A 12,884-nucleotide genomic window follows, 5' to 3' on the forward strand; every position below is an offset into this window, starting at 1 on the left:
GGCTTGTGCTTCGGCAGCGGCTTGTGCTTCGGCAGCGGCTTGTGCTTCGGCAGCGGCTTGTGCTTCGGCAGCGGCTTTTGCTTCAGCAGCGGCTTGTGCTTCGGCGGCGGCTTTTGCTTCAGCAGCGGCTTTTGCTTCGGCAGCGGCTTTTGCTTCGGCAGCGGCTTTTGCTTCGGCAGCGGCTTGTGCTTCAGCGGCGGCTTTTGCTTCGGCAGCAGCTTTTGCTTCGGCAGCCATTATTGCTTCTTCGGCGGCCTTTGCTTCGGCGGCCTTTGCTTCGGCGGCGGCTTGTGCTTCAGCGGCGGCTTGTGCTTCGGCGGCGGCTTTTGCTTCAGCGGCAGCTTGTGCTTCGGCAGCGGCTTTTGCTTCGGTAGCGGCTTTTGCTTCGGCAGCGGCTTTTGCTTCGGCAGCGGCTTGTGCTTCGGCAGCAGCTTGTGCTTCGGCAGCGGCTTTTGCTTCAGCAGCGGCTTGTGCTTCGGCAGCGGCTTTTGCTTCAGCAGCAGCTTTTGCTTCAGCAGCAGCTTGTGCTTCAGCAGCGGCTTTTGCTTCAGCAGCGGCTTTTGCTTCGGCGGCGGCTTTTGCTTCGGCGGCGGCTTTTGCTTCGGCGGCGGCTTTTGCTTCGGCAGCAGCTTGTGCTTCAGCATCACTGCTATTTAAAGCGCTACTTACGATATCGCTTGCAACAGACGCAGCTCCAGCACTGGTAGTTGCTATAATTGCTGCGCTGTCTTTTGATCCTTCTGACGCTGCGATAGATGCGACATCACCAAGAGTTTCACTGAGTATGCCTTGACCATCTGTATCTTCTTCAATTGCTGCGACATCCTGAGCTGGAATATACGTAACATTAGTAATTAGAATTGGCTCTACGGGTACATTTTTCATAAACCCAACTTTCTCAGTTGGTTGTTCAGCCATTTGTTGGATAACTTCAAAACCTTCATTAACTTTACCGAAAACAGCGTACCCCGGTGGTCTTTCACCATAGTCGAGAAAATTGTTGTCGACTAAGTTAATGAAAAACTGACGAGTAGCCGAATCTGGTGCTTGAGTTCGAGCCATTGAAACAGTGGCAGTCAAATTCGCTAGACCATTGTTGGATTCGTTTTTGATGGGTGAATACGTGTCTAACTTGGTTAACCCTTCGTTGAAACCCCCACCTTGAACCATAAAGTCTGGGATAATCCGATGGAATATCGTTCCAACATAACTACCATCTTCAACGTAACGAATAAAGTTTTCGACACTGACTGGTGCTTTCTCTTCATTCAGTTCAATCGTAAAGTTGCCTAATGAGGTTTCAAATTCAACACTAGGCCCAGTCGATGCCCAAGAGCCGAAGCTAACTAATGCAACTAAAGATGCAGTCCAACAAGTTTTCATCTTAAAAACGCTCCGCCATATAGGTTTGAAGTTCTTGATCATTTGCTATTTTTTCTAATACGAGGTTTAAAACATCATTCAACACGAGTTGAATATCATCATTGGATGCGCTTAATGCACCAGTTTTCTTTGCGGTGCCAGTATACGTGCGAACCAATTTACTAATTGGTGTTTCAGCAATAACATTTAAGACGACAGAGGCATTGATCTCATTCTTCATCACCGAATGATTCACTGTAACCAAGGTTTCATCAATTGATAAAGTGACTGCATTATTATTACTGGTAACAATCGAAAAACCTTGAGATTCAAACTGCTGAGCTAAAATGTTTTCTAGGGTTAATCGTAAATTTTGTTTTGCGTGTATCGGTTCTACTCGCGAGTGTCCACTATCAACGATGGCCACATATTGTGCGAGTCGAACATCTTTGCTGGTTAATATGAATGATTTATTTCTAACAATATCGCTATTGCTTAACGTTGCTTGTGGCATCAGGTCGATTTGTGCTTGTTCAGTTGAAGCACAAGCAGTCAATAGAAATATTGACATAATAACGAGCAATTTCTTCATATTAGATTCCTTTTCGTATCAAGGTATAAACAGCAATGTACGACAAAGTCGACGCTAGTCCTCTAAGCTAAGTTAATCGAGAACCAGACTTAACTTTTTATGGCTTGTAAGATAGCAAATTTATGATTCTTAGTGATAGTTTTTACTTGCGCTTTACCAAACAATTTGATGAGTTTTGTCTCATAACCGAGATGGCGGTTGCCTATCATCAATAAACGCCCACCGACTTGTAGAACATATTTGGCATCATTAAACATTTGCCAAGCAATATGATCAGTAATGGCATTTTGTTGATGAAACGGTGGATTACAGAGAATTAAATCAGCCGATTTTTCTGAGATGTTATCTAAGCAATTGTTTATCATGCAATTAAACCTAGATTCATCGCTTTTAATATTGTTTTTTAGGTTATCCCTAGCAGAAGCAACGGCCATATAGCTCTCGTCTATAGCTGTAATTTTGGCATTTGGGTTCAACTTTGCAGCTTTGACTGATAAAACACCATTGCCGCACCCAAGATCGATGATATGTTTTATTTTTGGATCGGCGGGAATGTTGGGCATAAAAAAGCGGGCTCCAATATCCAAGCTTTCCCCAGAGAACACATTCGCACGATTACTTATTTCAATTTCTTCATCTTCAATGTTCCAGCTTATCTCGTCGGGTACTTGCTCAGTTATATTAATATCAGGGGTGGTGAATACCAGTCGATGCTTCTTCCATGCTAGAGAAGTCGTTGTTGTACCGAGGTAACGTTCAAATAATTTTAATGTCGATGTGTGTATATCTTTGGCCTTATTAACGGCAATTACGGTGCAATGAGATGTTATCTGTTGTCGTAATTGTGTTAGTTGCCAACTTAAATAGCGATTACTTTTCGGAATCTGAATTAAGACCAGATCAATATCTTGAGGAATTGGATCTATACTTGAAAGGAATTCAATCTTTTGGCATTTATTAAGGCTAGCATTTTGCTTCATTCCCATCATAGAAACATAAGAGTCATTCATCGAGATGACTTGATGCTTCTGGCTGAACCAGATTGCCAAAGCTCCGAATTGATCATTTAACACTAAGATTCGCTGATTTGGAGGAAGCTCAAGAGATTCTACGTGTTTAATTATGTATTCGTCCCCAGCATCCCATGCCTGAAACGTTTCATTACTGCGTTTAGGGTAGCGGTGAAGGGTTAATTTTTTATCGAAATGTGTCAGTTCTGTGTGTGGCATCAGTTATTGTCTTGACCTATTAATGCATGTAAATTATCACGAATACAACAAAGGAGGGACTATAACCTCCTGCACATCATTCAACAATGATACGGATTTTATATTTTTTTGTAGTCCAATATAAAAGACAACAATCAATGAGTCAGAGTACTTAAAGGAAATTCTATGAAGCCAAGCACTATTGTTCAATCAACAATTACAACAAAGTTAGAAACGGCTTTGAATCTTGAATATTTGCAGGTGCTGAATGAAAGCCATATGCATAATGTTCCCGAAGGCTCTGAAAGTCATTTTAAAGTGATTGTGGTGAGCGATGACTTTGTCGATATGCGATTAATTGGAAGGCATCGCTTAATTAATCAAACTTTAGCCGATGAACTTGAGAATCATATTCATGCATTGGCAATTCATACCTATACTGTTCAAGAATGGTCAGATATTCAAAGTGCGCCAAGTAGTCCTCAATGTATGGGCGGAAGCAAGGGAGAACTTGGTTAGTTAACGTTTTGTGTTAATTGAAACTCTAAAATTATTAACATATTTCAATCTGTTCTTTCGTTGTCTCTGTTGGTAACGGAATATTAATTGTTAAAAATAAAATGTAATGTTGTTAAATGTGCGGTAGTTCAAACTTATGTTTATTAGTTGGGTAAACCTAGACTTTTGTTCATAAATTATGCTGCCCTCGATAGTGATTGGCCATGGCATCATTTTGTCAAACAGGCTACACTATCGACCTTAAAAATCCTCTCATGTAATTATATATAAGAGAATTTAAAATGAATGTTGCGATTTTGTTTAGGACAAAGTCGGGCACCAATGTCGTGTCTAGGACATCTTTCGTATTACATAACTTTTAATCAAGATATGTTGAAAGCTTCCTTACATTTACGCAATTTATAGAATCTTTTTTCCCGATAAAGTAGTGCAAGTGCGTATGATTATAATAAAAAAGGGATTGGACCTACCTATAGCAGGAGCTCCTTCCCAGGTGATAAATGATGGTAACCCCATCACTAAAGTCGCCTTGCTTGGCGAAGAGTATGTTGGCATGCGTCCAACTATGCATATTCGTGTAGGCGATGAAGTAAAGAAAGCCCAGATTCTTTTTGAAGATAAAAAGAACCCAGGTGTGAAATATACTTCTCCGATATGTGGCAAAGTTGTCGAAGTGAATCGTGGTGCAAAACGAGTTCTTCAATCTGTTGTGATTGAAGCTTCTGGTGATGACCAAGTGACTTTTGATAAATTTGAAGCGAGTCAACTGTCCGGTCTTGACCGTGAATCGATTAAAGCTCAATTAATTGATTCCGGTTTGTGGACTGCGTTACGTACTCGTCCATTTAGCAAGGTTCCAGCAATTGATTCAACGACTAAGGCTATCTTCGTTACCGCGATAGATACTAATCCTTTAGCCGCTGATCCTAAAATAGTTATCAATGAACAGGCAGACGCATTCTCCGCAGGCCTCGATATACTTTCGGCTCTTAGTGAAGAGAAAGTATTCGTGTGTAAAACGGAAGAGAGCCTACCTCGTTCTACACAGGATAATATAGAGGAGCATGTATTTGGTGGACCACACCCTGCTGGGTTAGTGGGAACACATATGCATTATCTCTATCCTGTTAATCAAGAGACTGTTGCTTGGTCTATCGATTATCAAGATGTTATCGCATTTGGTAAGTTATTTCTTACTGGTGAGTTGTACAACGAACGAGTAGTAGCGCTAGCTGGGCCTGTTGTGAATAAGCCTCGTTTAGTGCGCACGACACTCGGTGCGAACCTTGATGAACTGGTCGAAAACGAAATTATGCCTGGAGATGTACGTGTTATTTCTGGTTCTGTTTTAACAGGAACACACGCTACTGGTCCTCATGCCTATCTTGGTCGTTATCACAGTCAAGTATCTGCGTTACGTGAAGGTCGTGATAAGGATTTCCTTGGTTGGGCAATGCCAGGTAAGAATAAGTTCTCAATTACTCGTTCTTTCTTAGGTCATTTATTCAAAGGCCAACTGTTTAATATGACTACGTCAACAAATGGTAGTGATCGTTCCATGGTGCCAATCGGTAACTATGAGAAAGTAATGCCATTAGACATGGAACCAACATTACTGCTTCGCGATCTTTGTGCTGGTGATTCAGATAACGCAATCCGCCTCGGTGTACTCGAGTTATCTGAAGACGATCTAGCACTATGTACCTTTGTATGTCCCGGCAAATACGATTATGGGCAACTGCTTCGTGAATGTCTCGACAAGATAGAGAAGGAAGGGTAATTGCCATGAATCTTAAAAAGTTTCTTGAGGACATCGAACCTCATTTTGAGCCTGGTGGTAAGCATGAGAAGTGGTTCGCTTTATATGAAGCCGCTGCAACACTTTTCTATACTCCTGGTTTAGTTACAAAAAAAAGCTCTCACGTCCGTGATAGTGTTGATTTAAAACGTATCATGATTATGGTTTGGCTTGCGGTATTCCCAGCAATGTTTTGGGGTATGTACAACGCAGGTGGCCAAGCTGTGATGGCATTGAACCATTTATATGCTGGCGCTCAACTTGCTGGTGTGATTGATGGTAACTGGCATTATTGGTTAGTCGAAGCCCTTGGGGGAACGCTATCTAGTGATGCAGGGGTTGGCAGCAAAATGTTGCTAGGTGCGACGTATTTCTTACCAATCTATGCAACGGTCTTTATCGTTGGTGGTTTCTGGGAAGTACTGTTTTGTATGGTTCGTAAACACGAAGTTAATGAAGGATTCTTCGTCACTTCAATCTTGTTTGCATTAATCGTACCTCCTACGCTACCTCTTTGGCAGGCGGCTCTAGGCATCACATTTGGTGTTGTTATTGCAAAAGAAGTATTTGGTGGTACTGGGCGTAACTTCCTTAACCCAGCACTTGCTGGCCGTGCTTTCCTTTTCTTTGCTTACCCAGCTCAAATCTCAGGTGATGCGGTATGGACTGCTGCTGATGGCTTCTCTGGAGCAACGGCACTGAGCCAATGGTCTCAAGGTGGAAGTGGTGCATTGATTCATAATGTTACTGGTGAAGCAATTTCTTGGATGGATGCTTTTGTTGGTAATATTCCTGGATCAATGGGTGAAGTTTCTACTTTAGCACTAGCAGTTGGAGCTCTTTTCATTGTTTACATGGGCATCGCTTCATGGCGAATTATTGCTGGTGTCATGATTGGTATGGTTGTGCTGTCGACATTGTTCAACATGATCGGCTCTGACACTAATGCAATGTTTAATATGCCTTGGCATTGGCATCTAGTTTTAGGTGGTTTTGCATTCGGTATGTTCTTTATGGCAACCGATCCGGTATCGGCATCATTTACCAATAATGGTAAGTGGGCATACGGTATTTTGATTGGCGCAATGTGTGTATTAATTCGAGTTGTTAACCCAGCTTACCCAGAAGGGATGATGCTGGCGATTCTATTTGCTAATTTGTTTGCACCATTGTTTGATTACATTGTTGTTGAGAAGAACATCAAACGGAGATTATCACGCTATGGCAAGTAATAACGATAGCATTAAAAAAACGCTGTTTGTTGTTATCGCATTGAGCTTAGTGTGCTCAATCATTGTATCGGCGGCGGCCGTTGGCCTTCGTCCACAACAACAAATTAATGCGGCCTTAGATAAACAGTCGAAAATTTTGGACGTTTCTGGCATTGATATGTCTCAAGGAACGGTACCAGAGCTTTACGAACAGTTCATCGAACCTAAGTTAGTGGATTTCTCCACCGGTGAGTTAGTTGACCAAACTGAAAGTGGCGTATTGGCGCAAGATTATGATCAACGTGCTGCTGCGAAAAATCCAAATAGTTCAATCAAGCTAGACGCTGATGTTGACCCAGGGAAAATTTTCAATCGAGCTAATTACGGCTTAGTTTACCTAGTGAAATCTGGCGATCAATTAGAGCGCATGATTTTACCTATCCATGGTAATGGCCTTTGGTCGATGATGTACGCATTTGTTGCAGTTAAAACCGATGGGAACACCGTAGATGGGATTGTTTACTACGAGCAAGGAGAAACTCCTGGCCTTGGTGGTGAAGTTGAAAACCCAAATTGGCGTGCTCAATTTGTGGGTAAAAAGTTGTTTGATGACAACTTTAAACCGGCAATCGAAATTGTCAAAGGTGGAGCCCCTGCGGGTTCAGAGCACGGTGTTGATGGCCTTTCAGGGGCAACATTAACCGGTGTTGGCGTACAAAACCAATTCAACTTTTGGCTTGGGGATTATGGCTATGGCCCGTTCCTAGCAAAAGTTCGTAATGGAGGCTTGAACTAATGTCTAGCGTAAAAGAACTTAAGAAAAGTCTGGTCGCGCCAGTATTGGATAACAACCCAATTGCACTTCAAGTTCTTGGTGTATGTTCGGCTCTCGCTGTAACAACCAAACTTGAAACGGCCTTTGTTATGACACTTGCAGTAATTTTCGTAACTGCATTGTCTAACTTCTTTGTATCCGTTATTCGTAACCATATTCCTAATAGCGTACGTATCATTGTTCAAATGGCAATTATTGCTTCATTAGTAATTGTTGTTGACCAAATTTTGAAAGCGTACCTATACGAAATCTCTAAGCAACTTTCGGTGTTTGTTGGTCTGATTATTACGAATTGTATCGTAATGGGACGAGCGGAAGCATTTGCAATGAAATCATCACCGCTTCCATCATTTATTGATGGAATAGCAAATGGTCTAGGGTATGGTTTCGTATTGATTTCGGTTGGTTTCTTCCGTGAACTACTTGGTTCCGGTAAGATTTTTGGTTTGGAAGTACTACCTCTTGTTAATAATGGCGGGTGGTATCAGCCTAACGGACTAATGTTATTAGCTCCGTCAGCCTTCTTCCTCATTGGTCTGCTTATTTGGGTTATTCGTACCATCAAGCCTGAACAAGTCGAAGCAAAGGAGTAAGGACGTCATGGAACATTATATTAGCTTATTAGTGAGATCCATTTTCCTAGAAAATATGGCCCTCTCGTTCTTTTTGGGAATGTGTACTTTCCTTGCTGTATCCAAAAAAGTAAAAACGTCTTTTGGTCTGGGCGTAGCGGTTGTCGTTGTTTTAACGATAGCGGTTCCGGTGAACAACCTTGTTTACAACCTGATCTTAAAAGATGGAGCTCTTGTTGGCGGTGTGGACTTAACCTTCCTTAGCTTTATTACCTTTATCGGTGTTATTGCTGCATTGGTTCAGATTCTTGAAATGATTTTGGATCGATTCTTTCCACCTTTGTACAACGCGTTAGGTATCTTTTTACCTTTGATTACCGTGAACTGTGCAATCTTTGGTGGTGTTTCGTTCATGGTGCAACGAGATTACAATTTCGTTGAATCTATTGTCTATGGTTTTGGCTCTGGTGTTGGCTGGCTATTGGCGATTGTTGCACTTGCAGGTATCCGTGAGAAGATGAAGTATTCTGATGTACCTCCAGGTTTGCGTGGTTTAGGTATCACCTTTATCACTACTGGTTTAATGGCGTTAGGCTTTATGTCTTTCTCTGGTGTTCAACTGTAAGTCGGGTAAACCGCAGCAAAAAGGAATAGTCAATGGACATAATTCTTGGTGTAGTGATGTTTACTCTGATTGTACTCGCTCTTGTTTTGGTGATCTTATTCGCTAAATCTAAGTTAGTACCAACAGGTGACATTACAATTTCAGTAAATGGCGATGCTGATAAAGCAATCGTTACTCAGCCAGGCAGTAAGCTACTTAGCGCGCTTTCAGGATCTGGTGTATTTGTATCTTCTGCTTGTGGTGGCGGTGGCTCATGTGGTCAATGTCGCGTTAAAGTAAAATCAGGTGGTGGTGATATCTTACCAACTGAGCTTGATCATATTTCAAAAGGTGAAGCTCGTGAAGGTGAACGTTTAGCCTGCCAAGTGGCGGTCAAAACGGACATGGATATTGAGCTTCCTGAAGAAATCTTTGGTGTTAAAAAATGGGAATGTGAAGTTATCTCTAATGATAATAAAGCGACCTTTATTAAAGAGCTTAAACTTCAAATTCCTGATGGTGAATCTGTTCCATTCCGTGCGGGTGGATATATTCAGATTGAAGCCCCAGCTCACCATATTAAATATTCAGATTTCGACGTACCTGAAGAATATCGTGAAGATTGGGATAAATTTAATTTATTCCGTTACGAGTCTAAAGTAGACGAAGATATCATTCGTGCTTATTCAATGGCTAACTACCCAGAAGAATTCGGTATTATTATGTTGAATGTGCGTATCGCTACGCCGCCACCAAATAATCCAGATGTCGCTCCTGGTCAAATGTCTTCATTTATCTGGTCTCTTAAAGAGGGTGATAAATGTGTGATATCTGGGCCATTTGGTGAGTTCTTTGCAAAAGATACTGATGCAGAAATGGTGTTTGTAGGTGGTGGTGCCGGTATGGCTCCAATGCGCTCGCACATCTTTGATCAGCTCAAACGTCTTAAGTCTAAGCGTAAGATGTCTTTCTGGTACGGTGCTCGTTCTAAACGTGAAATGTTCTACGAAGAAGATTTCGATATGTTGCAAGATCAGAATGATAACTTTAAGTGGCATGTGGCTTTATCTGATCCAATTCCTGAAGATAATTGGGATGGGTATACCGGATTTATTCACAATGTGCTTTATGAAAACTACTTAAAAGATCATGATGCTCCAGAAGATTGTGAGTACTACATGTGTGGTCCACCAATGATGAATGCTGCAGTTATTAACATGCTAAGAGAACTTGGCGTTGAAGAAGAAAACATTCTTCTTGATGACTTTGGCGGTTAAGATTCATTTGTTGAACTAAGATGGCTGGCTTTTATAGCCAGCCATTATTTTTTATTACGATAGTCAATATCAAATGTATTCGTGTGGAACAGGTTTATCAGAACATTTGATATTGATTTTTGGGAGTGGTTTTAATGAAAGTTTTGGTATTGTTGTTTGTTACCATTTTTGGCTTAGTCGGCTGTGAACAGTCGATTGACCAAGTGCACTTAAGTGGGCCGACAATGGGTACGACATACAACGTTAAGTACTTAGATGATACCGAGCAAGCCCTTGAGGCTGGTAAGATACAAACTGAAATTGATCGTCTACTTGAACAAGTAAATGATCAAATGTCGACCTACCGTAAAAGCTCGGAATTAAGTTTATTCAATCAATACAAAGGTAGTGAGCCATACGAAGTATCACCAGAGATGGTTTTGGTGGTTCAGGAGGCTATTCGCCTGAATCACTTAACTCAAGGTGCGCTAGACGTTACCGTTGGCCCTTTAGTTAACTTGTGGGGGTTTGGTCCAGAAGCTAGACCTGATGTTATTCCAACTGACGAAGATTTAACTCAGATACGAAAGAGTGTAGGCATAGAGCACTTGCAAGTGAATAGTACGTCGCTAAGTAAAGATATACCAGATTTGTATGTCGACTTGTCAACGATCGCGAAAGGGTGGGGAGTTGACGTAGTTGCTCAATACCTCCAATCGTTAGGCTTGAAAAATTATATGGTTGAAATTGGCGGAGAAATTCGGTTGAGAGGTAAGAATCAACAAGGTGTTGGTTGGAGAATCGCAATTGAAAAGCCAGTTACGAATGAACGAGCTATTCAAGAAATCATTGAACCCGGTAATATGGGGCTTGCCACGTCGGGTGATTATCGTAATTATTTTGAAGAGAATGGTATTCGATATTCTCATATTATTGACCCTAAAACAGGTCGTCCAATTAGTAACAAAGTAGTCTCAGTCACTGTATTGGATAGTTCAACAATGACAGCAGATGGCCTAGCTACTGGTATCATGGTTATGGGAGAGGTTGATGGTATGGCTTTAGCCGAAGAGAATGATATCCCAGTCTTTATGGTGGTAAAAACTCAAGATGGTTATAAAGAGTTATCTTCAAGCCGTTTTAAACCGTATTTAAATAAATAGAGAAGGAGTAACAATGAATACTTTTTTAATTACTTTCGGCGTATTCCTTTTGGTCATTACTGCAATGGCTGTGGGGTATATCTTTCAACGTAAATTGGTAAAAGGAAGTTGTGGTGGATTGGATGCCGTTGGTATCGACAAAGTCTGCAATTGCCCTGAGCCTTGTGATGCAAGAAAGAAACGTGAAGCTCGTGAAGCTTTACGCGCACAAAAATTAGCCGAATGGAATAAAGATCGAATTGCATAAGTTGTTTTAGTTCGTAGTTCAATCAACCTGCGTACTAGATAAAGATGATCACGATATCGCAAATGCTAAAGTCTATTCGTGGTGTATATTAACTGCTATACTGTGTTTATATACAGTAATGGGGTTTATCTGCGTTGAGAATATTTGATCATATCTAAATCGAGTAAACGAAATTGTGTTTCAGAGGTATTCTATAAACATAATTTTGTATTCACTTTTATGCTTTAGATGAATGATTATTTATTTTGAATTTGATCATTCATTATGAGAAAAATTATCCACATTGATCTCGATTGCTATTACGCTGCGGTTGAATCAAGAGATCATCCAGAATTAAAACACATCCCCTTGGCGATAGGAGGCTCTCAATATCGCCGAGGTGTTATTGCAACGTGTAATTACATCGCTCGTGAATATGGTGTCCGTTCAGCAATGTCCACTGCTCATGCTTTAAAACGGTGTCCAAATTTAACCGTAATTCCGGGTAATATGGAAAAATACAAAGCCGTTTCAAGACAAATCCACTCAATATTTTCTCGCTATACTGATCTCATCGAGCCGCTTTCTCTCGATGAAGCCTATTTAGACGTAACCGACTATCCGAACTTTCATGGTTCAGCAACCTTGATTGCTCAAGATATTTGTCGATCCATAGAGTCAGAACTGCAACTGACGGCGAGTGCCGGTGTTGCCCCTATTAAATTTGTTGCAAAGGTGGCTTCTAACATTAACAAGCCAAATGGAATTTTTGTCGTCGCCCCCAATGATATTCAAGGGTTTATCGATAAGCTCGATCTTAAAGAAATCCCCGGTGTAGGCAAGGTGACTTTAAATAAGCTACACAGGTTAGGATTTTATAAAGGAGCGGACATTAAACACACTGACCAGCATTATTTAATGTCACATTTTGGCAAGTTTGGAGGACTTTTGTGGGAGCGTTGTCATGGCATCGACGAACGAGAGATTACGTCTGATCGAGAGCGAAAATCCGTTGGTGTTGAACGTACTTTTGATCACGATATATATACCGAGGAAGAGTGTTTGTCGGCGATAGCCCCATTATTCGAAGAACTTGCTACCCGGTTTGGTAAGCTGTCTAATGAGAAAAAAATAGTCAGGTTAGGAGTTAAATTAAAGTTTGACGATTTTAAACAAACCTCGGTCGAGCATAAGTACACTGATGCGGAGAAGGAATATTTTGCGCTTTTATTAAAGAAAGGGTTAGAGCGCCAATGCGGAAGAGGTGTTCGTTTAATCGGATTAAACCTTGGTATCGAAGCTAAGAGAGACGACAGCGAGCATCAACTAAGCTTTGAATGGTAACTCCTATTATTATAAACACAATCTACTTCTCAAATAGAGCACTTCTGCCAGTATTTATGTGTCGCACCAACTTATCGAACGGTTTGATCATACGTATTTCTTAATAGCCGATCCCTCCTTATTTCATTTATATATTTCTTTTAATATTATTCTTGCTGGTAAAATTAGCATATGCTAATGTTTTATACTTTGCA

12 protein-coding genes and 1 pseudogene are annotated in these 12,884 nt (G+C 41.1%); 10 read left to right on the plus strand and 3 right to left on the minus strand.

The genetic code is table 11. From position 1 onward, the window contains the following. Positions 1–831 precede the first annotated feature (831 nt). The 3 genes and pseudogenes from ACWU4D_RS06980 to ACWU4D_RS06990 all read right to left on the minus strand — a co-directional run. Positions 832–1,383, minus strand: a pseudogene (locus tag ACWU4D_RS06980) (peptidylprolyl isomerase); the annotation flags it as partial. 1 nt (position 1,384) lies between these two features. Then, positions 1,385–1,954, minus strand: a complete 570-nt coding sequence (locus ACWU4D_RS06985; protein ID WP_456050691.1) for a YajG family lipoprotein — start codon at positions 1,952–1,954, stop codon at positions 1,385–1,387. 89 nt (positions 1,955–2,043) lie between these two features. After that, on the minus strand, positions 2,044–3,183 hold the full coding sequence (locus tag ACWU4D_RS06990; RefSeq protein ID WP_456050692.1) for a methyltransferase: 1,140 nt from the start codon (positions 3,181–3,183) through the stop codon (positions 2,044–2,046). Between the two features lie 180 nt (positions 3,184–3,363). Here ACWU4D_RS06990 and ACWU4D_RS06995 point away from each other — a divergent pair, with 180 nt between their 5' ends. The 10 genes from ACWU4D_RS06995 to dinB all read left to right on the plus strand — a co-directional run bounded on the left by ACWU4D_RS06995 (position 3,364) and on the right by dinB (position 12,690). Further along, complete coding sequence (locus tag ACWU4D_RS06995; RefSeq protein WP_456050791.1) at positions 3,364–3,681, plus strand: BolA/IbaG family iron-sulfur metabolism protein; 318 nt, start codon at positions 3,364–3,366, stop codon at positions 3,679–3,681. A 439-nt stretch (positions 3,682–4,120) separates the two neighbouring features. Next, on the plus strand, positions 4,121–5,461 hold the full coding sequence (locus ACWU4D_RS07000; RefSeq protein ID WP_456050693.1) for a Na(+)-translocating NADH-quinone reductase subunit A: 1,341 nt from the start codon (positions 4,121–4,123) through the stop codon (positions 5,459–5,461). 5 nt (positions 5,462–5,466) lie between these two features. Next, a complete protein-coding gene (locus tag ACWU4D_RS07005) occupies positions 5,467–6,711 on the plus strand; it encodes an NADH:ubiquinone reductase (Na(+)-transporting) subunit B (RefSeq protein WP_456050694.1) in 1,245 nt (414 codons plus the stop codon). Further along, entirely contained in the window at positions 6,701–7,486 is a 786-nt protein-coding gene (locus ACWU4D_RS07010) for a Na(+)-translocating NADH-quinone reductase subunit C (RefSeq protein WP_456050695.1), read from the plus strand. Before ACWU4D_RS07005 ends, ACWU4D_RS07010 begins: the two co-directional genes overlap by 11 nt. Next, positions 7,486–8,118, plus strand: coding sequence for an NADH:ubiquinone reductase (Na(+)-transporting) subunit D (locus tag ACWU4D_RS07015; protein ID WP_456050696.1), 633 nt, complete (start codon positions 7,486–7,488; stop codon positions 8,116–8,118). Before ACWU4D_RS07010 ends, ACWU4D_RS07015 begins: the two co-directional genes overlap by 1 nt. A 7-nt stretch (positions 8,119–8,125) precedes the next feature. Next, entirely contained in the window at positions 8,126–8,722 is a 597-nt protein-coding gene (gene nqrE, locus ACWU4D_RS07020) for an NADH:ubiquinone reductase (Na(+)-transporting) subunit E (RefSeq protein WP_456050697.1), read from the plus strand. A gap of 32 nt (positions 8,723–8,754) precedes the next feature. Continuing rightward, on the plus strand, positions 8,755–9,978 hold the full coding sequence (gene nqrF / locus ACWU4D_RS07025; protein ID WP_456050698.1) for an NADH:ubiquinone reductase (Na(+)-transporting) subunit F: 1,224 nt from the start codon (positions 8,755–8,757) through the stop codon (positions 9,976–9,978). Between the two features lie 134 nt (positions 9,979–10,112). Further along, positions 10,113–11,120, plus strand: a complete 1,008-nt coding sequence (locus tag ACWU4D_RS07030; protein WP_456050699.1) for an FAD:protein FMN transferase — start codon at positions 10,113–10,115, stop codon at positions 11,118–11,120. Positions 11,121–11,133: 13 nt separating this feature from the next. Next, entirely contained in the window at positions 11,134–11,367 is a 234-nt protein-coding gene (nqrM, locus tag ACWU4D_RS07035; RefSeq protein WP_456050700.1) for a (Na+)-NQR maturation NqrM, read from the plus strand. A 264-nt stretch (positions 11,368–11,631) separates the two neighbouring features. Continuing rightward, positions 11,632–12,690, plus strand: a complete 1,059-nt coding sequence (dinB, locus tag ACWU4D_RS07040; protein WP_456050701.1) for a DNA polymerase IV — start codon at positions 11,632–11,634, stop codon at positions 12,688–12,690. Positions 12,691–12,884 lie beyond the last annotated feature (194 nt).

It is taken from the genome of Vibrio phycocola, assembly GCF_053850235.1.

Bases quoted from the DNA above. Each gene is read 5' to 3' on its own strand.
- ACWU4D_RS07010 (WP_456050695.1), top strand. From the start codon at position 6,701: ATGGCAAGTAATAACGATAGCATTAAAAAAACGCTGTTTGTTGTTATC.
- ACWU4D_RS06985 (WP_456050691.1), bottom strand. From the start codon at position 1,954: ATGAAGAAATTGCTCGTTATTATGTCAATATTTCTATTGACTGCTTGT.
- ACWU4D_RS07005 (WP_456050694.1), top strand. From the start codon at position 5,467: ATGAATCTTAAAAAGTTTCTTGAGGACATCGAACCTCATTTTGAGCCT.
- nqrM (WP_456050700.1), top strand. From the start codon at position 11,134: ATGAATACTTTTTTAATTACTTTCGGCGTATTCCTTTTGGTCATTACT.
- ACWU4D_RS07015 (WP_456050696.1), top strand. From the start codon at position 7,486: ATGTCTAGCGTAAAAGAACTTAAGAAAAGTCTGGTCGCGCCAGTATTG.
- nqrE (WP_456050697.1), top strand. From the start codon at position 8,126: ATGGAACATTATATTAGCTTATTAGTGAGATCCATTTTCCTAGAAAAT.
- nqrF (WP_456050698.1), top strand. From the start codon at position 8,755: ATGGACATAATTCTTGGTGTAGTGATGTTTACTCTGATTGTACTCGCT.
- dinB (WP_456050701.1), top strand. From the start codon at position 11,632: ATGAGAAAAATTATCCACATTGATCTCGATTGCTATTACGCTGCGGTT.
- ACWU4D_RS07000 (WP_456050693.1), top strand. From the start codon at position 4,121: ATGATTATAATAAAAAAGGGATTGGACCTACCTATAGCAGGAGCTCCT.
- ACWU4D_RS07030 (WP_456050699.1), top strand. From the start codon at position 10,113: ATGAAAGTTTTGGTATTGTTGTTTGTTACCATTTTTGGCTTAGTCGGC.
- ACWU4D_RS06990 (WP_456050692.1), bottom strand. From the start codon at position 3,183: ATGCCACACACAGAACTGACACATTTCGATAAAAAATTAACCCTTCAC.